The 22,188-nt window shown below is 36.7% G+C and carries 22 protein-coding genes; 19 read left to right on the forward strand and 3 right to left on the reverse strand.

Annotated features, from left to right (window positions below; genetic code table 11):
* Positions 1–4 precede the first annotated feature (4 nt).
* Positions 5–1,435 (forward strand): LutB/LldF family L-lactate oxidation iron-sulfur protein, encoded by a 1,431-nt coding sequence (locus DS745_RS13710; protein WP_129078795.1) that lies wholly within the window; start codon positions 5–7, stop codon positions 1,433–1,435.
* A gap of 1 nt (position 1,436) precedes the next feature.
* Complete coding sequence (locus DS745_RS13715) at positions 1,437–2,156, forward strand: LutC/YkgG family protein (RefSeq protein ID WP_129078796.1); 720 nt, start codon at positions 1,437–1,439, stop codon at positions 2,154–2,156.
* Positions 2,157–2,210: 54 nt separating this feature from the next.
* Here the strand turns inward: DS745_RS13715 and DS745_RS13720 are convergent.
* The 3 genes from DS745_RS13720 to DS745_RS13730 all read right to left on the reverse strand — a co-directional run bounded on the left by DS745_RS13720 (position 2,211) and on the right by DS745_RS13730 (position 5,950).
* Positions 2,211–3,559, reverse strand: a protein-coding gene (locus DS745_RS13720; RefSeq protein WP_129078797.1) for an IS3 family transposase whose coding sequence is annotated in 2 segments (ribosomal slippage) — positions 2,211–3,106 and positions 3,106–3,559 — 1,350 coding nt in all. Because the reading frame shifts where the segments join, the coding sequence is not laid out codon by codon here.
* Between the two features lie 72 nt (positions 3,560–3,631).
* Positions 3,632–4,288, reverse strand: a complete 657-nt coding sequence (locus DS745_RS13725; protein WP_277750925.1) for an RsfA family transcriptional regulator — start codon at positions 4,286–4,288, stop codon at positions 3,632–3,634.
* Positions 4,289–4,621: 333 nt separating this feature from the next.
* Entirely contained in the window at positions 4,622–5,950 is a 1,329-nt protein-coding gene (locus DS745_RS13730; RefSeq protein ID WP_129078799.1) for an AAA family ATPase, read from the reverse strand.
* Positions 5,951–6,149: 199 nt separating this feature from the next.
* Between DS745_RS13730 and DS745_RS13735 the strand changes: the two genes are divergently transcribed.
* The 17 genes from DS745_RS13735 (at position 6,150) to DS745_RS13815 (ending at position 22,177) form a co-directional block, all read left to right on the forward strand.
* Positions 6,150–6,842 (forward strand): YczE/YyaS/YitT family protein, encoded by a 693-nt coding sequence (locus DS745_RS13735; RefSeq protein ID WP_129078800.1) that lies wholly within the window; start codon positions 6,150–6,152, stop codon positions 6,840–6,842.
* A complete protein-coding gene (gene cymR / locus DS745_RS13740) occupies positions 6,775–7,194 on the forward strand; it encodes a cysteine metabolism transcriptional regulator CymR (protein ID WP_129078801.1) in 420 nt (139 codons plus the stop codon). Before DS745_RS13735 ends, cymR begins: the two co-directional genes overlap by 68 nt.
* A gap of 134 nt (positions 7,195–7,328) precedes the next feature.
* Positions 7,329–8,471 (forward strand): cysteine desulfurase family protein, encoded by a 1,143-nt coding sequence (locus DS745_RS13745; RefSeq protein WP_129078802.1) that lies wholly within the window; start codon positions 7,329–7,331, stop codon positions 8,469–8,471.
* Between the two features lie 18 nt (positions 8,472–8,489).
* Positions 8,490–9,596 (forward strand): tRNA 2-thiouridine(34) synthase MnmA, encoded by a 1,107-nt coding sequence (gene mnmA / locus DS745_RS13750; protein WP_129078803.1) that lies wholly within the window; start codon positions 8,490–8,492, stop codon positions 9,594–9,596.
* A gap of 67 nt (positions 9,597–9,663) precedes the next feature.
* The gene (locus DS745_RS13755; RefSeq protein ID WP_129078804.1) at positions 9,664–10,329 is read left to right on the forward strand and encodes a tetratricopeptide repeat protein; all 666 of its coding nucleotides are present in this window, start codon (positions 9,664–9,666) and stop codon (positions 10,327–10,329) included.
* Between the two features lie 21 nt (positions 10,330–10,350).
* Positions 10,351–12,618, forward strand: coding sequence for an SF1B family DNA helicase RecD2 (gene recD2, locus DS745_RS13760; protein ID WP_241657820.1), 2,268 nt, complete (start codon positions 10,351–10,353; stop codon positions 12,616–12,618).
* 141 nt (positions 12,619–12,759) lie between these two features.
* Complete coding sequence (locus tag DS745_RS13765; RefSeq protein WP_241657821.1) at positions 12,760–13,245, forward strand: PRC-barrel domain-containing protein; 486 nt, start codon at positions 12,760–12,762, stop codon at positions 13,243–13,245.
* Positions 13,246–13,258: 13 nt separating this feature from the next.
* Entirely contained in the window at positions 13,259–13,450 is a 192-nt protein-coding gene (locus tag DS745_RS13770) for a hypothetical protein (RefSeq protein ID WP_071317955.1), read from the forward strand.
* Between the two features lie 76 nt (positions 13,451–13,526).
* On the forward strand, positions 13,527–13,715 hold the full coding sequence (locus DS745_RS13775; protein WP_129078806.1) for a hypothetical protein: 189 nt from the start codon (positions 13,527–13,529) through the stop codon (positions 13,713–13,715).
* Positions 13,716–13,838: 123 nt separating this feature from the next.
* Positions 13,839–14,921 (forward strand): AI-2E family transporter, encoded by a 1,083-nt coding sequence (locus DS745_RS13780; RefSeq protein ID WP_129078807.1) that lies wholly within the window; start codon positions 13,839–13,841, stop codon positions 14,919–14,921.
* Between the two features lie 463 nt (positions 14,922–15,384).
* On the forward strand, positions 15,385–18,021 hold the full coding sequence (alaS, locus tag DS745_RS13785; RefSeq protein WP_129078808.1) for an alanine--tRNA ligase: 2,637 nt from the start codon (positions 15,385–15,387) through the stop codon (positions 18,019–18,021).
* A gap of 98 nt (positions 18,022–18,119) precedes the next feature.
* On the forward strand, positions 18,120–18,386 hold the full coding sequence (locus DS745_RS13790) for an IreB family regulatory phosphoprotein (RefSeq protein ID WP_129078809.1): 267 nt from the start codon (positions 18,120–18,122) through the stop codon (positions 18,384–18,386).
* 1 nt (position 18,387) lies between these two features.
* The gene (gene ruvX, locus DS745_RS13795) at positions 18,388–18,804 is read left to right on the forward strand and encodes a Holliday junction resolvase RuvX (protein ID WP_129078810.1); all 417 of its coding nucleotides are present in this window, start codon (positions 18,388–18,390) and stop codon (positions 18,802–18,804) included.
* A gap of 87 nt (positions 18,805–18,891) precedes the next feature.
* Positions 18,892–19,188 (forward strand): DUF1292 domain-containing protein, encoded by a 297-nt coding sequence (locus tag DS745_RS13800; RefSeq protein WP_129078811.1) that lies wholly within the window; start codon positions 18,892–18,894, stop codon positions 19,186–19,188.
* Positions 19,189–19,354: 166 nt separating this feature from the next.
* A complete protein-coding gene (gene mltG / locus DS745_RS13805; protein WP_129078812.1) occupies positions 19,355–20,482 on the forward strand; it encodes an endolytic transglycosylase MltG in 1,128 nt (375 codons plus the stop codon).
* 114 nt (positions 20,483–20,596) lie between these two features.
* Positions 20,597–21,235 (forward strand): O-methyltransferase, encoded by a 639-nt coding sequence (locus DS745_RS13810; protein ID WP_129078813.1) that lies wholly within the window; start codon positions 20,597–20,599, stop codon positions 21,233–21,235.
* A 12-nt stretch (positions 21,236–21,247) separates the two neighbouring features.
* Positions 21,248–22,177: a peptidase U32 family protein gene (locus tag DS745_RS13815; protein WP_129078814.1), complete on the forward strand. Its 930-nt coding sequence runs from the start codon at positions 21,248–21,250 to the stop codon at positions 22,175–22,177.
* The last annotated feature ends 11 nt before the right edge of the window (positions 22,178–22,188 follow it).

A 22,188-nucleotide genomic window follows, 5' to 3' on the forward strand; every position in this document is an offset into this window, starting at 1 on the left:
TTAGATGGGGATAAAAATTGGGGAAGAGAAATTTTTTGAGCGGGTAGAAAAAGGTATTAATAATGATTTCATGCGTAAAGCAGTTGCAGGAGCACAAGAGCGTATGCAAGGTCGCCGTCTAGATTCAATCAGTACGTTAGGGAATTGGGAGGAGTGGCGCAACCTTGCGGAAGAAATTCGTCAGCATACACTTGAAAATTTAGATTTTTACTTAGAACAATTAACTGAAAATGTGATAAAAAATGGCGGGAATGTCTTTTTTGCAGAAACAGCTGAGGACGCAAATGATTATATTAAGTCTGTAGTATCCAAGAAGAACGCTAAGAAAATTATTAAATCTAAGTCGATGGTTACTGAAGAGATTAGTATGAATCAAGCCTTAGAATCTATTGGCTGTGAAGTCATTGAAACAGATCTTGGCGAATGGATCTTACAATTAGATGACCATGACCCGCCTTCGCATATTGTTGTTCCTGCCCTTCATAAAAATAAAGAGCAAATTCGCGAAACGTTTAGTGAGAAAAGAGGGTACAACAAGTCTAGTGACCCAAAAGAGCTAGCATTGTTTGCTCGCGAAACATTACGTAAAGACTTCTTAGAAGGGGAAGTTGGTATTACTGGATGCAACTTTGCGGTAGCAGAATCAGGGTCGATTTCCCTTGTTACTAATGAAGGAAATGCCCGATTAGCAACAACAATTCCTAAAACTCAAATTACAGTAATGGGAATGGAAAGAATAGTGCCTACTTGGGAAGAATTGGATATTTTAATTAGCATGCTAGCAAGAAGTGCTGTAGGACAAAAATTAACTAGCTATGTAACAGGCTTAACTGGTCCTAAACAAAAAGGTGATGTAGACGGACCTGAAGAATTTCACTTAGTAATTGTAGATAACGGTAGGTCTAAAATCCTCGGAACGCAGTTTCAAAGTGCATTACAGTGTATAAGGTGTGCGGCTTGTATCAATGTTTGTCCTGTATACCGCCATGTAGGAGGACACTCCTATGGATCTATTTATCCTGGTCCAATAGGAGCGGTGTTAAATCCTCTATTAGGGGACTATGATGAATACAAAGAACTGCCGTATGCTTCTAGCTTATGCGCTGCCTGCACAGATGTTTGTCCAGTGAAAATCCCGCTTCATAACCTGTTAATTGAGCACCGCCGTGTCATGGTAGAAAATGAGGGTAAGGCACCTTTTGCCGAGAAATTGGCAATGAAAGGGTATGCATTTGCCGCTTCAACACCAACTGTTTATAACATGGGAACAAAAACTGCTCCTTCTGTTATGGGACCTTACACAAAAAATGGTTTTATCTCAGATGGACCTGGACCAGTTAAGCTCTGGACAGACATTCGAGACTTACCTGAACTTAGTAAAGGGAAAGATAAGTTTAGAACCTGGTTTGAGAACCGTGACAAGGGAGGGAATTAATATGACAATAGGAACAGCTTATAACAAAGATACGTTTCTAGATAACATTGCTAAATCACTTGGAAGAGAACGTAAAACAATTGGTGTTGAACGTCCGAAATGGAAGCATCGTCCTCAATATGAAGTATTTAAGGATCTGGGCCAAGATGAATTGCTAGATGAATTAGAAGATCAATGTGGACGTATTCATACAGTTTGTAAAAGAACGCAGTTAACAAATTTGCCTCATATCGTTAAAGAAGTGATAGAGGAGTTAGGTGGAAAATCAATTGTTAGCTGGAAGGATCCTCGCTTTGAAGAATATCAATTAGTTGAAGTCTTTAACGAGTTTGCTAATATGGATGATAATAAATTTCATGTTTGGGATCCGGAAATTGGTGAGGAAAATATAAAAATAGCAGAAAGAGCTAACATTGGAATTACGTTTTCAGATATAACTTTAGCTGAGTCAGGAACTGTTGTCTTATTTAGTGAAAAAGGAAAAGGCAGATCTGTGAGTCTACTTCCAGCAACATATATTGCTATAATTCCTAAAAGTACAATCGTACCAAGAATGACACAAGCAGCTACAAAAATACACCAAATGTCACAGGCTGGGCGCATCCCATCATGCATCAATTTTATCTCTGGACCTAGTAACAGTGCAGATATTGAATTGAATTTGGTTGTTGGTGTTCATGGCCCAATTAAAGCAACATATATAATTGTTGAAGATATATAATAAGAAAAGCATCGGCACTGAAGTGACCCCTAAAAGTTAGACACGGTTATTTTGTCAGGCAGCTTGCTCAAAATGAGTTCGGTATTGTACCGGACTCATTTTTAATTTTGCCTTCATCCGTTTCGTATTATAGTATTTCATATACTTTTCCAGTTCTTGCATAAAATGCTCTATACTTTCAAATTCCTTATAATAAAGGAATTCTGATTTCATAATCCCAAAGAAATTTTCCATCACCGAATTATCGTAACAGTTTCCTTTACGAGACATACTTTGAATGATTCCTCTTTCTTGGAGGGCATGACAATACTGTTTCATCTGATAATGCCAACCTTGGTCTGAATGCATTAGTAGTTCATGCTCTTCTGGTAACCTCTCTAGAGCTTTCTCTAACATCTTTGAAACAAGTGAATATGTTGGTCTTGAGCCGATTGTATACGTAATAATTTCTCCATTAAATAAATCTAATACAGGTGATAAATAGAGTTTCTCACCAAATAATTTAAACTCTGTAATATCCGTTACCCACTTCTGATTTGGGGCATCCGCTGTAAATTGGCGATCTAAATGATTCGGCGCGATTTTTCCTACAGTACCTTTGTAAGATTTATATTTTTTCATGCGTACCAGACATTTTAGACCAAGCTCTTTCATGATACGTTGAACCTTTTTGTGATTCACTTTTTGCCCACGAATTGTTAGCTCATCACGAATACGACGGTAACCGTAACGACCTTCATGTTCTTCATAAATGGCCTTAATTTCAGCTTTTAAATCACTGTCTGAATCTGGACGTTTCATTCTCTTCACTAAATCATAGTATGTACTACGTGGAATATCAGCGAGCTTCACGAGTGCCTTCACCGGGTATTTATGCCTTAATTCATAGACTACTTGTGCTTTGTCTTGTTTGGTGATTTTTTTTGAACTAAGGCATTCAACTTTTTTAAATACTCATTTTCCATTTCTAATTGTCTTATACGCGCTTCATATGCCTCGACTGATCCTTTGGCTGGTGCCTCTTTTGGTTGGTTAGTAGATTTATTTTTCATGGATAGACGTCCCTTTTGTTTCGGTTCAAGGGCTTCTACACCACCAACCTCCATCTTTTTCTGCCAATCATACACCATTGTATAACTAGAGAGTTTAAAAAGGGCTGCGGTATCCATTAATGACGCACCAGTTTGAACCATGTAGTTTAGTACATCTAGTTTAAATCCAACAGAACAGTTTGTATAGGTGTTTTTAAGTCCTTCTTCTCCATGTAATTCATATAACTTCAACCAATATTGGAATTGTGCTCTTGTAACACCTAGCTGCTTTGCATATTCTTTTTGAGAAGTTATTTTCGAGTTATAGCCTTCAATGATCATTAATTTCGTATCACTTGTAAATTTAGTCATAAATAAAACTGCACCCCAATCGTTAGTTGTGTCTAACAATTGGGGTGCAGTTCACACTGCCGATGCTTTTTCTTATTTTGCTATTTTTTCAAGATTTCCATTCTTATCCATCCGGAATTTAGGTGATTGTACTTGCTCTTCTTCATCTTGAAGTAATGCCATTCGACGAGCACGATTCATAATTTGAATTAAGGATTGGTAGTCTTCTTCAACAACGCGGTGGTCGTTTTCAAGTTTAGAAAGCTTAGTTTCTAACTCTTTTTTCTCAGTCATTAGTTGAAGGTTTTCTCTCATTAGCTTTTCATTTTCTTTTCTTAATTCAGATGAACTACCTTCATTTGATGCTAATGATTGAATAAAGTTAAGTACCTCTTTCAGACCAATATTCTGATGTTGTGGTTGATGATTTTTTGTCATCACATGTACTTCAGAAGCTGTCATCGTAGGCATCATTGCTGTCTCCATTTGAGTATGAACCGTCGTTGGTTTAAATGACATTCTTCTTTTCATTTCTTTTCTTTGTTTTTTTGCTAGTTTTATTGCTTCGTTATACTGATTTCTAACTACGGCATTCCAGCGGAACCCGCATGCAGCTGACGTACGGTTTAACTCATCTCCTACTTCATCAAAGGCTTTTAGCTGTGTACCACCTTCTCTAATGTGGCGCAAAACTGTTTCTGCTAATAATAAATCGTCTTCTGATGACCATGCATCCTGTCTAATTTTCATAATCGTTCATCTCCTTATAATTCGTTTCTATTTTTCTACCCATTTTGTAAATGAGAAAAAATGTTAATTGTTTAGTAATACTTTTGCCAGATTTTGATGCAAATATACATAGACTAGGAGCATTTTTTGCCAAAATAATTAGTTTTAGACTGGGATCTTCTTTAGTTAGTTAGATTTATAAGGATAAGAAAAAAAGAATTTGTTTGCTTAAGGTAAAATAATAGATACGAAAAACTATAAAAGGAGATAACATACCGTCAATTGTATAAAGTACTAGATGTTAAACAAAAAGAGTGCAGAATGTAATTTTTTTTACATTCTGCACTCTGCTTTTTACATTTTTTTTCGTTTTTCGAAGTAGTCTAAACGTTTCGTTACAGTCAACTCATAGCCGTTTTCTGATGGTTTGTAGAAATTTTTTCCAAGCATATGATCAGGCAAATATTGTTGGGAGACGTAGTTCTTTTCATAATTATGGGGATATTTATAGCCTACTCCATGCCCCAATTCTTTTGCACCTTTATAATGAGCATCTCTTAAATGTACAGGTACTTCACCTGTTTTCTCCTTTTTTACCGCTTCTAAAGCATTATCAATCCCTACAATAACAGCATTACTTTTAGGCGCAGTTGCTAAATAAAGTGCTGCTTCCGCTAATGGAATTCTTGCTTCAGGCATACCGATGAAATTAACTGCATAGGCAGCAGCCTGTACAATTAGTAAGGCATTAGGGTCTGCTAAACCAATATCCTCTGCGGCATGAACATATAATCTTCTCGCGATAAACTTTGGATCTTCTCCTGCGTACAACATTTTTGCAAGCCAATATAGTGTTGCATCTGGATCTGAACCACGTATACTTTTAATAAACGCAGAAATTGTATCGTAGTGGTTATCACCCTTTTTGTCATATCTGACTATGCGCTTTTGAATTGACTCTTCGGCAATCTGTAAAGTAATACTAATACACCCTTTAGAGTCTGGATTGGTAGTTAAAACGGCGAGTTCAAGAGCGTTCAGAGCAGATCTTGCATCTCCATTTGAAACATTCACAAAATGATCAAGTGCTTCATCCGAAATAGTAACTTGATAGTTTCCAAATCCTCGTTCTTTGTCCAAAAGGGCATGATTTAGTATTTTTCTAATGTCTTCCTCATTATGTGGTTTAAGTTGAAACAACCTTGATCTAGAAAGTAGAGCTTGATTAATCTCAAACATGGGACTTTCAGTTGTTGCACCAATTAAAATAACTGTTCCGTCTTCAACGTTTGGTAACAAGGCATCTTGTTGGCCTTTATTAAATCTATGGATCTCGTCTATAAACAAGACTGTTTTTTTACTGTACATCAAAAGACGTTCTTTTGCTTCGTCAATCACTTTTCTTATGTCGGCAATTCCAGCTGTTACAGCATTTAACTGTTCAAATGTTGCTGAAGTTGAATTTGCAATAACCCTTGCAATTGTTGTCTTTCCAGTTCCAGGTGGTCCGAAAAATATCATTGGTGTAAGACGATCAGCTTCAATAGCACGTCTAAGTAAGGAACCCTTGCCAAAAATATGGTCTTGGCCGACCACTTCATTAATGGTTCTAGGACGCATCCGATTTGCTAAAGGTCCTTTTAAGTTATCATTATTTTTTGAAGAATAGTTAAATAAATCCACGGCTTTCCTACTCCTTACGAGTCTTTTGAGTCAGATTAACTGAATAAAAGTTGAAATGCAACGATTTTCTATATTGTTCTTAATCTTACCAACAGTTTTTGGAATCATGATATAATTGGGGATAGAAAAGCCACAATGTTTACGAACAGAGCCTTAGATAAAGATAAAGATAAAGATACAAGCGAGAGTAGGAGACAACTTGGGGACAAACAAACGAATATTAGGTAGAAGATGGCTTATTTTCATAGTAGGTTTACTTATTATGTCTTTAGGAATAGTCTTAATGATTGAAGCAAACTTAGGCGTTGCACCATGGGATGTTCTTCATATAGGGTTAACGAAACAAGTAGGCCTTACAGTTGGATCTTGGTCAATCATTGTAGGTTTTTGTATTATTTCAATCACAAGTTTATTAACGAAAGAGTTACCTAAACTAGGGGCCTTTATTAACATGGTACTTGTAGGTGTATTTATTGACATTTTCCGACTTTTTATTGAGACACCTGCCACAACCGTAGGTCAATATGTTATGCTTTTGGTTGGAGTCATTGTCTGTGGATATGGAATTGGTCTATATATTGCACCAAAATGTGGTGCAGGCCCGAGAGATAGTCTAATGATTGCAATTACTGAATTGAGTGGTTGGAAAGTTCAACACGTTCGTCTTGTAATGGAAATCATTGTATTAATCATTGGTTGGCAATTAGGTGGACCAGTATTTATCGGAACAGTTATTTTTAGTTTAACAATTGGTAATGTTGTAGGTTATACACTACCACAATGTCAAACTTTAGTAGATCGAATGATAGAAAGAGGGATACAAATTGAAAATATCGACAAAGGGACGCTACGGGTTAACAATCATGATGGCGTTAGCAAAGAAGCACGGTGAAGGGCCGGTATCATTAAAGTCTATAGCAAAGGATTACGATCTTTCAGAACATTATCTAGAACAGTTAATTGCACCTCTTCGAAATGCGCTACTAGTGAAAAGTGTCCGTGGGGCTTATGGCGGCTACATGTTAGCTAAAGAAGCAGACAAAATCACAGCCGGTGATATCATTCGGGTGTTAGAAGGACCAATTAGTCCTGTTGAAGTACTTGATGATGAGGAACCTGCAAAACGAGATCTTTGGATCAAGATTAGAGATGCTGTTAAAGACGTGTTAGATAACACAACTTTGGAGGATTTAGCAAACTTTGAAGACAAAGGAAACCAAGAATACTATATGTTTTATATTTAGTCCATAATATAAATTATGAATTAGGAATTTTGAATTGTGAATTGAGTAATGTATTGCTTCGAAGCTTTGCTAAGCCAATTCATAATTCTTAATTCAACATTCACAATTGATTTTAAGAAGGTGTCAAAACGAAAATGAATCCTATCTACGTAGATCATGCAGCTACTTCACCAACACATCCTAAAGTTGTAGAAGCAATGCTGCCTTATTTTTATGAAAACTTTGGCAATCCATCAAGCATTCATCAATTTGGTCGAAAAACTAGACAAGCTATTGACGAAGCACGAGCGTATTTAGCCAAAACAATCAATGCCGAAGAAAAAGAAATCATCTTTACCAGTGGAGGTACCGAGGCAGATAATCTAGCCGTAATTGGTTTTGCCATGGCAAACCAAGATAAAGGTAAGCATATTATCACATCTGCTATTGAACATCATGCACTTTTACATACGTGTGATTATTTAGAGAAGCAAGGTTTTGAGCTTACCTACCTACCTGTGGATGAAAGTGGTAAGATTTCCATAGAAGAATTAAAGCAATCTCTTCGTCAAGATACAATATTAGTGTCAATCATGTTTGGAAATAACGAGGTAGGGACGATTCAGCCGATAACTGAAATAGGACAATTGTTGTCTGAGCATGGAATTGCTTTTCATACTGACGCAGTTCAAGCATACGGAATTGAAACAATTGACGTAAAAGAAATGAACATTGATTTCTTAAGTGTTTCCTCTCACAAGATTAACGGTCCAAAAGGAGTAGGCTTCCTTTATGCTAATAGTCAAAGGAGGATACAACCTAGTCTTTATGGTGGTGACCAGGAAAGAAAAAGACGAGCAGGGACAGAGAATGTAGCGGGAATAGTAGGGATGAAGGTAGCAGCCAAGCTTGCTTTTGAACAACAAATTGAAAAGCGAGCTCAATATAATTCTTTCAGAAATCAGATGGTTACTATTTTTAGAAATTCAGGTATTAACTTTCAAATTAACGGTGATCAAGAAACATACTTACCGCACATTTTAAATGTAAGTTTTGAGGGAGTAGGGGTTGAGTCATTGCTAGTTAACCTTGACTTATTAGGTATTGCAGCATCTAGTGGATCAGCGTGTACTGCTGGAAGCTTAGAGCCTTCCCATGTGTTAGCAAACATGTTTCGCAATGATACACCACGAGTCATGTCAGCTATTCGCTTTAGCTTTGGTCTAGGTAACACCAAAGAAGAGATTAACCTAGTAGCAAATGAAACCGTAAAAATTGTTCAGAGAATTAAACAGTAAGTGAGAGGTAGTGAGGTAATGCTACAAAACAACAAAGCACCAAAGGATACAAGGGTAGTAGTTGGAATGTCAGGTGGGGTTGACTCATCTGTAGCTGCCTATCTTTTGAAGGAACAAGGGTACGACGTAATTGGTATCTTTATGAAAAACTGGGATGATACAGACGAAAATGGAGTTTGTACAGCAACTGAAGATTATAATGATGTCATCCGTGTCTGTAATCAAATTGGTATTCCATATTACGCAGTTAATTTCGAAAAACAGTATTGGGACAAGGTTTTCACTTATTTCTTAGATGAATACAAAGCAGGAAGAACGCCAAATCCTGATGTAATGTGTAACAAAGAAATAAAGTTTAAAGCCTTCTTAGATCATGCGATGTCTCTGGGGGCGGATTATTTAGCAACAGGGCATTATGCAAGAGTAGCATTCCGTGATGGAGAATACAAAATGCTTCGTGGTGTTGATGAGAATAAAGATCAAACCTACTTTTTAAACGCGTTAGGACAAGATCAATTATCCAAGACGATGTTTCCGATTGGAGATCTACCAAAGAAAGAGGTACGCGAAATTGCTCAAAAGGCACAATTAGCTACAGCCAATAAAAAGGATAGTACTGGGATTTGTTTTATTGGGGAGCGTAACTTCAAAGAATTTTTAGGTCAATTTTTACCTGCGCAACCAGGGGAAATGCAAACCTTTGAAGGTGAAGTGAAAGGAAAGCATGATGGGTTAATGTACTATACATTAGGGCAACGTCATGGTCTTGGTATTGGTGGTTCTGGTGAACCGTGGTTTGCTGCAGGGAAGGATTTAGAAAAGAATATTTTATTTGTAGCTCAAGGCTTCCATCATCCGAGTTTATACTCAGAAGGTTTAACAGCAACTAATATTAACTGGGTTAGTAATCAAGAGGTTCCTCAAACATTTACCTGCACCGCTAAATTTCGTTACCGACAGCCAGATAATGGAGTCACAGTGTATCTTGAAGAAGATGGAACGGCCAAAGTGATCTTTGATGAGCCGCAGCGTGCGATTACGCCTGGACAAGCTGTAGTTTTCTATCGAGATGATGAGTGCTTAGGTGGCGGAACAATTGATAAAATAATTAAAAAAGTGGACTGATCTCAACTAGCCATTGAGACAGTCTTTTTTTCAGATTAGACCTTAATGAAACTTAGGAGTGATACAAATGGAAAATAAACAAGCTGAGGCAGCGAAATTGATTCAAGAAGGTAAAGTAGAAGAGGCCGCAAAATTATTAAATGAAGCAATAGCAGAGAACCCAAATGATGCTGTTGCGTACGTGAATTTTGGCCATTTACTATCGGTTATTGGTGAACGTGATCGAGCAATCACATTCTATAATCGGGCAATTGAGATAGATTCGACAATGGCTACAGCCTTTTATGGTGCTGGAAATACATATTTTGAACAAGATAAATTCGAAGAAGCGATTGGTATGTTTAAAGAGGCGATTGCTAACGGTTTGGTCGAGGCTGATGCTTACTTTATGCTAGGGCTTTGTTATTCAAATATGGGTGTTTTTCCGTATGCATTAGCTAACTTCTTGACAGCAACTGAAAAAAATCCAAATGATATTGATGCTCTCTTCCAATATGGAATAACACTAGCACAAACAGAACAAATTGATGAGGCAATTGCTGTTCTTGAGAGAGTAATAACTTCAGATGAAAATCACGCAGATGCTTATTATAATCTAGGTGTAGCCTATGCTTTTAAAGAAGATGGAAAAAAGGCTTTAGAGATGTTTGAAGCGGCGCTAAAGATCCAACCAGGTCATCTTTTGGCAGGGAACGGAAAAAAACAACTAGAGGCATTGCTCCAAGACGAATAAAACTTGGAAGAGGTTAAAATTATGGTTGTGGAAAATCAAAATGATAGTCCTTTTATTAAAGGTGAATTAGTTAACGTCATTTATATGAATGAAGAAAACTTCTATACTGTTGCGAGAGTAAAAGTACTTAACACAAATCTAGAACTATTGGATAAAGTCATAGCCATAGTTGGCACACTTCCAAAGCTAGATGAAGATCATCCATATACATTTTACGGCAAAATTCTTGAACACCCGAAATTTGGGCAACAATTTCAAGTTAGTTCCTTCGAAAAAGAAATGCCCAAAACTAGTGAAGGGATTATTCGTTATTTAAGCAGTGATCGCTTTAAAGGAATTGGTCGAAAAACTGCTGAAGCTATCGTTGAAAGATTAGGGGAACAAGCCATATCAAAAATTATTGAGAATAAAGACATTTTAAAGGAAATTCCATCTTTAAAAGACGAAAAAATTCAGATCATTTATGAACAAGTTATTGAAAATCAAGGGATTGAGCAAGTACTTATTGAGCTTTATAAATATGGCTTTGGACCCCAAATGGCCATGAAAATCTTTCAAGCTTATAAAGAAGAAACGTTACAGGTACTAAAAAATAATCCATATCAGCTCATTTATGATGTTGAAGGAATTGGATTTGCAAGGGCCGATGCCTTAGGTCAAGCGATTGGATTTACAAAAGGTCAGCCGGAACGAATTCATGCTGGATGCCTTCACATTGTTCAAGAGATGTCTTTGCAAGAAGGTCATGTTTATGTTATAAGGGATAGTCTAATCAGAGAGGCTATCTCCTTGCTTAGTGATAATAACTATAACCTTTCTGTTGAAGATGTTGAGAAACAATTAGTGTTCTTAGAAGAAGAAGGACAACTTATTGTCGAAGGTGAAAATGTTTACTTACCTTCCTTATTTTTCGCGGAAAAGGGACTTGTTACAAGCATTAGTAACCTCCTTTCTAACAACCAACATATTGAAGAATTTCCGGAAGCTGAATTTTTAAAAGCTATCGGTGAAACTGAGGAAGAGTTAAAAATTGAGTATGCTCCATCTCAGAAAGAAGCAATCAAAACAGCTTTACAATCCGGTATGATGATCTTAACGGGGGGACCTGGGACTGGTAAAACAACAGTAATAAAGGGAATTGTTGAATCCTATGCCAAACTTCATGGACTTTCCTTAAACAAAAGAGATTATGGGAAAAATAATCCCTTTCCAATCATCTTAGTAGCTCCTACTGGCAGAGCGGCAAAAAGGATGTCAGAAGCAACGGGGTTACCAGCTGAAACCATTCATCGACTGTTAGGTTGGAAAGGTGGTCACTCAGGTTTTGAAAAAGATGAAGATAACCCCATTGAAGGCAAATTACTGATTGTTGATGAGGTATCAATGGTAGACATCTGGCTTGCGAATCAATTATTTAAATCATTGCCTAGTTCAATACAAGTCATACTTGTAGGAGATGAAGATCAACTTCCTTCTGTAGGACCAGGACAAGTACTTAGTGAACTACTCCACTCGAATGTCATTCCAACAGTAAACTTAATTGATATTTATCGTCAAGCTAAGGAATCATCAATTATTCAGCTTGCTCACAAAATGAAAGAAGGTCAGTTGCCAGGAGATATTACTGATGCAAAATCAGACCGTCGTTTCTTTGCATGTAGCCAGGATCAAGTCATTTCTGTAATTGAACAAGTGTGCCAAAATGCAATGAAGAAGGGTTATTCTGCTAGAGAAATTCAGGTCTTAGCCCCTATGTATCGGGGAAATGCGGGGATTGAAGCATTAAATATAAAACTACAGAGCATATTTAATCCGAAAAAAGAAAGACAGCGTGAAATTGTCTTTGGAGAAGTAACCTATCGTGTCGGTGATGTTGTTCTTCAACTTGTCAACAATTCAGAAGAGAATGTTTTTAATGGAGACCGTGGAGAAATCGTTGCCATTATGTTTGCAAAAGAGAATGTTGAAAAACAAGATCAAATTGTTATTTCCTTTGAAGGAATAGAAGTGGTTTATACAAAGCAAGATCTAAATCAGATTACCTTAGCCTACTGTTGTAGTGTCCATAAATCACAGGGTAGTGAATTTCCTATTGTCATTATGCCCATTGTAAAGGGGTATCATCGTATGCTTCGTCGAAACTTAGTCTATACCGGAATTACAAGAGCGAAGGAATTTCTAATTCTTTGTGGGGAAGTGAAAGCCTTTCAAACGGCAATCCAACAACAGAATGAAATGCAGAGAAATACAAAGCTGAGAGAGAAGCTAATTGAGCAATGTAGATTGTAGAATGTGGAATGTAGAATGCAGAATGCAGAATGTAGAACTTCCCTTTCTGAAGTGAAAATTTGTACATTGCAGTTGGAATTAGTTGCTTTGCATGTTTCTTGACAAATTACAAACGATATAAATGTTCGGAAAGGTGGGAGAATGACTTTGCGAACGTTTTCCGTTCTAAATGGTTTATCCGTTATATCTCTAGAAGGTGGAGAGGAAATCGGGAAAGTGATCGATTTGTTATTTCAGGAAACAAAAGTTAAAGGCTTGCTTATTGATAAAAATGGTTGGTTAAATCGCCATTTATTTGTACCTTTGGACCATATCCATGCAATAGGACATGATGCGTTAATTATTGATAACGTTAATATGCTGTCTTCATATGATAAAAAACAATTTCCGTATTTTACACTTCACAATGGAGTGAAAAAAATTGTTGGAAAAACGTTAATGTCGACTGAAGGCGAAAAGTTGGGCTTGGTAGAAGATGTATATTTTCATGAAAAAATGGGCAATATCGTAGGGTATGAAGTGACAGACGGATTTATCGCTGATTTGAAAGAGGGGAAACGCGTGTTGCAATCAACAGCTCCTTTAACAGTTGGTGAAGAGGTTCTAGTCATTGATCTAAATTGTTAAAGGAGGCCCTACGATGCGTTGTCCTAATTGCAAAGGGAAAGATATTGGAAAAATAGGTACAAATCAATATTATTGCTGGCATTGTTTTATTGAATTAACTATCGTAAACGGGCGATTTTCACTGCACCAAGTAGAGGAAGACGGAAGTTTAAGCTCACTTGATGACCTCTTTGAAGATGAGGATATGAGCGTAGAAAGTAGTTAATAACTTTCATCAAGTGTTAGAGGTACTGATGACCTAAAGTCTAAGCACTAACACTCTAAAATTGGTGGTGATTGAATTGCGTACAAGAACTTTATTAGCTATAGGTTTAGGTGCAGCTGCAGTTTCAATGATGGATCCTAAGCGTCGTAAACAAATGATGCGTATGATGGAACCCATGACAAACAATTTCGAAATGGCTGAAATGATGCCATCAAAACAAACAATAAAGAAGCTTCAAAAGCGCATGATGCGAACATTTTCGTAATCGAGTTAGCTCCTAGTTTAGGCTAGGGGCTTTTTTGTTTTAACTTGAATTGATAAATTCGATAATAATTTTACAACTTCTGTTAAACAATAAGGTCTACATGGATAAAAATGGGGTGATATTTTGGAACCATTACCAACAAAATGGCTTTTGCGTTTAGCGAGTCTTTTACTAATCTTATTATGTGGGTATGTATTCTTTTTGCTTTCACCAATTTGGGAACCAATTTTTATCGTAATCATTAGAATTCTAATTCCTTTTATTATTGCTGGAATTATAACTTATCTACTTCACCCAATTGTTGAACAACTAAAAAATTTGGGAATTGCCAGGCCGTTCTCAATCCTGTTAATTTACATTGTTATTATCTTTGGATTTGGATATTTATTAGTCAAAGGGACCCCGTACATTGTTGAAGAAGTAAAAGATCTATTTGTAAACATCCCGCACTTTGCAAATATTTATCGGAACGTTGTAAGTGACTTCTATAAGCAAACCTCGATGTTGCCTGATGGATTTCGGGTTACGGCAGAAGGATGGTTAACGGACATTGAAGCAGTGGCTGCAGAAGGGGTAGTTGGAACAATTGAAGGATTAGGTGGATTACTTGATTACCTACTCGTAGCAATCATTATCCCGTTTCTTGTTTTCTATTTATTAAAAGACTTTAACTTGATTGAAAAAACGGTTTGGTATCTAACTCCTCGGAAATGGAGAAGTTCTGGAAGAGAACTATTGAGAAATATTAATGTTTCTTTAGGTAACTATATAAGAGGTCAAATAATCGTTTGTGTTGCTGTAGCAATCATTGCCTCAATAGGTCTTTGGATAATTGGAATGCCATATGCACTAATTCTAGGCATTTTTATTGGTGCTACAAATATCATTCCTTATTTCGGTCCAATTATTGGTGCAATTCCCGTAGCAATAATCGCTTTTACAGAATCATTTCAACTTGTTTTATTAGGTTTGCTCGTTAACTTTGGGATTCAACTCATCGAAGGTAATATTTTATCACCACTAATCGTTGGAAAAAGCCTACATATGCATCCTATATTAATTATGTTTGCACTAATTGTTGGTGGGGAAGTAGGCGGGGTTATTGGTTTAATTATTGCAGTACCGATTTTAGCTATAGTGAAGGTATTCATCATGCATATAAGAGAGGCTATTCAAAAAAGACATAAAGAAGACGCTAGCATTTAAAAATGGAGAATGTAAAAAGAAGAATTTAGAATGGTCCGCTTTGCTTTGGAGCTAAACATTTTGCATTCTTGACAAAGGCATTTGCCATAACTATAATGACCATTATAAGAATATATTAAAACTTGATGAAGGAACCCTTTATTAAAGTCCATCTATTAGAGAGGAATTTCCTAGGCTGAAAGAAATTCTAGATGAAGGTTAATAAACTGCTACTCCTGAAAGCAGGCCAAAACCTGCCGGCCAAAACCGTTATTAACACAAGGTGATGAACAATTTGTTCATAACTAGGGTGGTACCGCGTGAGTTCAGCTCTCGTCCCTTTTTGGGATGGGGGCTTTTTCTATTTCAATTGTGAATTATGAATTATCAATGTTGAATTGCTTTGAGCTATTCTTCGAAGCACAGCATAAATAATTCATAATTCACAATTCATAATTCAAAATTTATATTGGAGGAATTTAAGGTGAAACGATTAACTTCAGTTGAAGTAAGACAAATGTTTTTAGACTTTTTTAAAGAGAAAGGACATGCAGTTGAGCCAAGTGCATCACTTGTTCCTCATGAAGATCCATCATTGCTTTGGATTAACAGTGGCGTAGCAACTTTGAAGAAATATTTTGATGGACGTGTAATTCCGGACAATCCGAGAATTACGAACGCACAAAAGTCAATTCGAACGAATGACATTGAGAATGTCGGTAAAACAGCTCGTCACCACACGTTCTTCGAAATGCTAGGAAACTTTTCGATTGGTGATTACTTTAAGAAAGAGTCTATTGAATGGGCTTGGGAGTTCTTAACTAGTAAAGATTGGATTGGCTTTGATCCTGAAAAACTCTCGGTTACTATCCATCCCGAAGATCATGAAGCATTCGATATTTGGAGTAAAGAAATTGGGATACCTGAAGAGAGAATTATTCGTCTAGAAGGAAACTTCTGGGATATTGGTGAAGGACCAAGTGGACCAAATACTGAGATCTTTTATGACCGTGGCGAGCGCTATGGTAATGATGAAAGTGATCCTGAACTATATCCAGGAGGGGAGAACGAACGTTATCTAGAAGTTTGGAACCTTGTCTTTTCTCAATTTAACCATAATCCAGATGGTACATATACACCACTCCCTAAGAAAAATATTGATACTGGAATGGGCTTAGAAAGAATGGTATCTGTTGTTCAGGACGTTCCTACTAACTTTGATACAGATTTATTTGTACCAATTATTAAAGCAACAGAAGAGATTTCAGGAGTAGCTTATGGTCAAAATAAAGATTTAGATGTTTCATTTAAGGTTATTGCTGATCATGTTCGTACAGTTAGTTTTGCTATAGCAGATGGAGCACTCCCTTCTAACGAAGGACGTGGGTATGTTTTAAGACGCTTGCTTAGAAGAGCTGTTCGTTACGCAAAATTAATCAACATCCATCGTCCTTTCATGTATGAGTTAGTACCAATTGTTGGTGAAATTATGGTTGACTTCTACCCAGAGGTAAAAGATAAAACAGAGTTTGTTCAAAAGGTGATTAAAAACGAAGAAGAGCGCTTCCATGAAACGCTAAATGAGGGTTTAGCTATTCTCTCTAAAGTTATAGAACAGGCGAAAGCAGCAAACCTAGAGCTTATTTCTGGTGAAGATGTTTTCCGTCTATACGACACGTATGGTTTCCCTGTGGACTTAACAGAAGAATATGTTGAGGAAGCTGGTCTTTCTATTGACCGTGCTGGTTTTGAGACAGAAATGGAAAAACAGAGAGAGCGTGCCCGTTCTGCTCGTCAAACAGGTGAATCGATGCAATCACAGGACACACTGTTAGGAGAGCTTAAGGTCAAGAGTGAATTCGTAGGTTATGAAAAACTTACAGCAACGTCTAAAATTGAAGTGATTATTAAAGATAAGGAACTAGTAGAGAATGCAATAGCTGGTGATGTCGTAAAAATAATGCTTGACCAAACACCTTTTTATGCTGAAAGTGGTGGTCAGGTCGCTGACAAAGGTTCCCTAAGAGCTGAAGGTGTTGTTGCTCAAGTAGAAGATGTCCAAAAAGCGCCAAATGGACAAAATCTTCATACAGTACGTGTTGTTGAAGGTACTCTAGCAAACGGAATGACTGTAATAGCAACAGTGGAGGAAACGGAAAGAATTGGTACTGTAAAAAATCACACAGCTACTCACCTTCTTCATCGTGCCTTAAAAGATACGCTAGGTGAACATGTAAATCAGGCTGGTTCACTAGTTTCTGAAAATCGTTTGCGTTTTGATTTCTCTCATTTTGGTCAGGTTACTCAAGAGGAATTAGCAAACGTTGAAGCAATTGTTAATCAAAAGATTTGGGATGCTATAGCTGTTGAAATTTCAAATAAAAACATTGATGAAGCAAAAGCGATGGGAGCAATGGCTCTATTTGGTGAAAAATATGGTGAGGTTGTTCGCGTTGTTCAGGTGGGAGAGTATAGCCTAGAACTTTGTGGTGGTTGCCATGTGAAAAATACTGCTGAAATTGGATTGTTTAAAATTGTTTCAGAATCTGGAATTGGAGCAGGAATTCGCCGAATTGAAGCGGTAACAGGAAAAGGTGCATATGAGTATATGAATGGACAGGTAGATTTACTAAAAGAAGCGGCTAGTTTAGTCAAATCTAACCTAAAGGATGTACCTGATAAAGTAGAACAATTGCAATTACAAATTCGCAAGCTGCAACGAGAAAACGAGTCATTAGCAGCCAAGCTAGGGAACATGGAAGCTGGAGATCTAATTGAAAATGTACAAAAAGTAAATGATGTATCACTCATTGCAGCAAAAGTGAATGTTGCTGATATGGATAGCATCCGTGGTTTAGTGGATACTTTAAAAAATAAACTAGGTTCAGGTATTGTTGTTTTAGCTGCTGTCAATAATGAAAAAGTAAATATTGTTGCGGGAGTAACAAACGATTTAATTAAAAAGGGCTATCATGCAGGGAACATTGTTAAAGAAGTAGCAACGCGTTGTGGTGGAGGCGGCGGAGGTCGTCCAGACATGGCACAAGCAGGTGGGAAAAATCCAACTCAGCTACAGGAAGCTTTAGATTTTGTACCACAATTTCTGAAAACAATTTCCTAAATAATTCATGTTAGTGTACAATATGGTTATTAGAATTATTAAATGTCCAGTTTATTAGTTTTAAATCAATTGTGCATTGTAGGAAAGAGGTGTTTGTGATGAGTTCTATGGACAATACGATGAAATTTAATTTTCAAGATGACTCAGAAGATACGAATGTCCAAGAGGTACTTTTAACGGTATATGAGGCATTAGAAGAAAAAGGGTATAATCCAATTAATCAAATTGTAGGTTATTTATTATCAGGAGACCCAGCTTACATTCCGAGACACAAAGACGCAAGGTCATTAATTCGTAAGCTTGAAAGAGATGAATTAATTGAAGAACTAGTAAAATCGTATTTATCACAGCACCAAGAGGGGTAATATGAGAACATTAGGTTTAGATGTAGGAACAAAAACAATTGGAGTTGCGGCTAGTGATGAACTTGGGTGGACTGCCCAAGGTATTGAAACGATTAAGCGCAACTTAGAGGATCCAGAAAAAGACTGGGAGAAATTATCGAAGCTTATCACCGAACTTGAAATAAACAAAGTCGTAGTTGGTTTGCCTAAAAATATGAATGGTACAATTGGTCCGAGTGGTGAAGCTTGTCAACAGTTTGCTGATGAAGTAAAACATCGCTTTAATTTACCTATCATTATGTGGGATGAACGTTTAACAACTGTTGCAGCTGAACGGATGCTTATAGCTGCGGATATGAGTCGGAAAAAGCGTAAAAGTGTTATTGATAAGATGGCAGCGGTTATGATCTTGCAAGGATATTTAGATTCTTCATCATAATGTAAAACGAATGCGATTAAGAAAATATGTCAATATTAACTTAAGAGTATGAAAACATTTTGATATAAAAAATAATGAGGTGTTATTGTGGAAAATACAGAAAGAGAACGTATAATTATTCCAGATGAAAATGGAGACGAGCATTTATTCGAAGTACTTTTTACTTTTGATGTAGAGGAAACTTCAAAGTCATACATGGTACTTATTGCTGTTGGCGAAGAAGAAAGTGAAGACGAGGAAGCAGAAGTTCATGCTTTCCGTTTTGAAGAAACAGGTGAAGGTGACGACGATTTACAGCTGTTTCCTATTGAAACAGACGAAGAATGGGATATGGTTGAGGAAATGCTTAACACGTTCCAGGCAGATGACGAAGAAGAAGAGTAGTTAAGAGGAGGCAACCGAAAAGGTTGCCTTTTTGCATTTCATTCGCTATTCTTTTCATGAAATTGACATAGTTAATGAAATTATGTAGAAATATAGGTATAATAGGAGTGTTGTACTTTTACGATAGAAGTCCTCTATAAGGGTTGATAAGAGGGGGAGGGAAATAATGACTACAGAAGATAAACAAAAGCAAAAACAGGAGATAAGAAAGCAGTTATTACGAGAACGTGGAGAAGAAGCAAGTATCGTACGAAAAATTGTAACCGCCTGCTTACTCTTGTTAATAATCGCCTTTGGTGTAACCGGATATTCTGCCTACCACTATATAAAGGGTGTTTTAGAGCCAGTTGATGTAACTAGTGATGAGCTAATAGATGTACACATACCAATTGGTTCAACAGGGACTAGAATCGGAAACATCTTGGAAGAAAACGGACTCATCAAAAATGCTAGTTTTTTTAGATATTATATTAAGTATAAAAATGAATCAGGTTTTCAAGCGGGCGATTACCAATTGTCTAAAAGTATGACCATGGATGACATGATTGCTGCATTAAAAGAAGGAACAGTATATCAAGAATATGCGTTATCTTTTACAATTCCAGAAGGCAGATGGTTAGAGAGTATTTTAAATACGATTTCTGAAGAAACTAATCATACAATTGAAGCCTTAACAGAAAAGGTTACAGATCGCGAATATCTTGAAGGCCTAATTAGTAAATATTCAATTCTTACTGAAGACATCTTAGATGAACGTTTACGATGGCCTCTTGAAGGGTACTTGTTTCCTGCAAGATATGATTTTGTTGAGGAAAATCCTTCGATTGAAGATATTTTAGAGACAATGTTAAAGAGAACGGAACAAATTGTTGGAAAATATTTTGAAGACCTCGAAGAAAGTGAATATACTATTCACGAAATCATGACTTTAGCCTCAATCATTGAAGGTGAAGCACAAAGAACAGAAGACCGTTATAAAATTTCCGGAGTGCTTTATAATCGCTTAAAAATCAATATGGCGCTACAAGTTGATCCAACTATTGCTTATGCACATGGTCAACATTTTTCAAGGACACTGTATGAACATTTAGATATTGACTCACCTTATAACACTTATCGTTATGCTGGTATTCCAATAGGACCAATTAATAATCCAGGTGAAGCTTCTATTAAAGCAGCTCTACAACCTGAGGACCACAAAAACCTTTATTTCTATGCAGATAGTGAAGGAAACGTTCATTATAGCGAGACATTCCAGCAGCATCAAGAGATCTTAAGAAAATATCGTAATTAACTTTTAATGCTGTATAACCTTTAGTGAGAGTGTGATTATTCGCATTCTCTTTCTCTTTATGGTACAATAAATCGTTCTTTTTAGAATGAAGATTTTTTATAAGGAGCTTTATTTATGGTGTCTGATCAAGTAAATTCTTATATTAGCTCATTAATAAAACAGCGGGGTCCTTTAGTGACGGAGATCGAGCAGTATGCTTTAGAACATGGTGTTCCAATAATGGACATTGTTAGTATTGAAGTCATGCTACAAATACTTTCCTTGGCAGAAATACGCAAGGTGCTAGAAGTAGGTACCGCGATTGGCTACTCTGCAATTCGTGTTGCAGATCATTTACCTCAGTGTGAAATTGTTACCATTGAGCGTGATGAGGAAAGATTTAAGAAAGCTGAAGAAAATGTAAAAAGAGCTAATTTAGATAATCGTATTTCCTTAATTTTTGGTGATGCATTAGAAGTTGGATCTCAAGTTGAACAGTATGGTCCTTTTGATTGTCTTTTTATTGATGCAGCAAAAGGTCAGTATAAACGCTTCTTTGAATTATATAGCCCTCTGGTTAAGCAAAATGGCCTAATTATTAGTGACAATGTATTATTTAAAGGCATTGTGGCAAATGATGGGAAAATTGCTAAAGGAATACGCACAATGGTAACTAACTTGCGAGCTTATAATGAAATGTTAATGATAAATGAACAATATGAAACGACGTTCTATCCAATTGGTGATGGAATGGCGATCAGTAAGAAAAAATAGGTGGTGACTATAATGAAAAAACCTGAATTACTTCTCACACCAACGAAGGTTGAGGATATAAGTAGATTAATTAAAGCGGGAGCTACTGCCTTTGTTATCGGTGAAGAAAAATTTGGTTTACGTCTGGCAGGAGAATTTAACAGAGATCAGGTAAAAGAAGCTGTTCGTATTGCACATGAGTCTGGAGTTAAGATTTATGTTGCAATGAATGCCCTTTTTCATAATGATAAATTAGATTTGCTTCCTGATTATCTTAAATTTTTAGCCGAAGTGGAAGTTGACGCCGTTGTGTTTGGTGATCCAGCAGTCCTTATGGCAGCAAGAGAAAATGCTCCAGGTCTGCCTTTGCATTGGAATACTGAAACGACAGCAACGAATTATTTTACGGCCAATTATTGGGGGCAAAAAGGAGCAAAACGTGCTGTAATGGCGAGAGAAATTAATATGGATGCAATTGTTGAAACGAAAGAAAATGCGGAAGTTGAGATTGAGGTTCAAGTTCATGGAATGACTTGTATGTTTCAATCTAAGCGGATGTTGTTAGGCAACTACATGGCGTTTCAAGGAAAGGATCTGAAGGTTGAAGGGCGAAGTAAAGATAGATCCTTACTTTTACATGATCCTGAGAGAGATGCAAAGTATCCAATTTTTGAAGATGAAAATGGAACACATATCATGAGCCCAAATGATATCTGCATTATAGATGAATTAGAAGAAATGCTTGATGCTGGAATAGATAGCTTTAAAATTGACGGAATTCTTAAAGAGATTGACTATCTAGAGAAAGTAACATCTCTCTACCGTGAAGCAATCGATCTATATTTTGAGGATCCCGATGCATATCAGGATAAGAAGTATCATTTTCTACAAGAAATAGAAAAAATACAACCGAAAAATCGGAAACTAGACACCGGATTTTTCTTTAAAGAAACTGTTTATTAAGGAGGGGTGTA

The sequence above is a fragment of the Anaerobacillus alkaliphilus genome (assembly GCF_004116265.1).
In the GTDB taxonomy this organism is placed as follows: Bacteria; Bacillota; Bacilli; order Bacillales; family Anaerobacillaceae; genus Anaerobacillus; species Anaerobacillus alkaliphilus.

Coding starts and splice junctions, on each gene's coding strand:
- DS745_RS13710 (WP_129078795.1), top strand. CDS start 5: ATGGGGATAAAAATTGGGGAAGAGAAATTTTTTGAGCGGGTAGAAAAA.
- DS745_RS13715 (WP_129078796.1), top strand. CDS start 1,437: ATGACAATAGGAACAGCTTATAACAAAGATACGTTTCTAGATAACATT.
- DS745_RS13725 (WP_277750925.1), bottom strand. CDS start 4,288: ATGAAAATTAGACAGGATGCATGGTCATCAGAAGACGATTTATTATTA.
- DS745_RS13745 (WP_129078802.1), top strand. CDS start 7,329: ATGAATCCTATCTACGTAGATCATGCAGCTACTTCACCAACACATCCT.
- mnmA (WP_129078803.1), top strand. CDS start 8,490: ATGCTACAAAACAACAAAGCACCAAAGGATACAAGGGTAGTAGTTGGA.
- DS745_RS13755 (WP_129078804.1), top strand. CDS start 9,664: ATGGAAAATAAACAAGCTGAGGCAGCGAAATTGATTCAAGAAGGTAAA.
- recD2 (WP_241657820.1), top strand. CDS start 10,351: ATGGTTGTGGAAAATCAAAATGATAGTCCTTTTATTAAAGGTGAATTA.
- DS745_RS13765 (WP_241657821.1), top strand. CDS start 12,760: ATGACTTTGCGAACGTTTTCCGTTCTAAATGGTTTATCCGTTATATCT.
- DS745_RS13770 (WP_071317955.1), top strand. CDS start 13,259: ATGCGTTGTCCTAATTGCAAAGGGAAAGATATTGGAAAAATAGGTACA.
- DS745_RS13790 (WP_129078809.1), top strand. CDS start 18,120: ATGAGTTCTATGGACAATACGATGAAATTTAATTTTCAAGATGACTCA.
- ruvX (WP_129078810.1), top strand. CDS start 18,388: ATGAGAACATTAGGTTTAGATGTAGGAACAAAAACAATTGGAGTTGCG.
- mltG (WP_129078812.1), top strand. CDS start 19,355: ATGACTACAGAAGATAAACAAAAGCAAAAACAGGAGATAAGAAAGCAG.
- DS745_RS13810 (WP_129078813.1), top strand. CDS start 20,597: ATGGTGTCTGATCAAGTAAATTCTTATATTAGCTCATTAATAAAACAG.
- DS745_RS13815 (WP_129078814.1), top strand. CDS start 21,248: ATGAAAAAACCTGAATTACTTCTCACACCAACGAAGGTTGAGGATATA.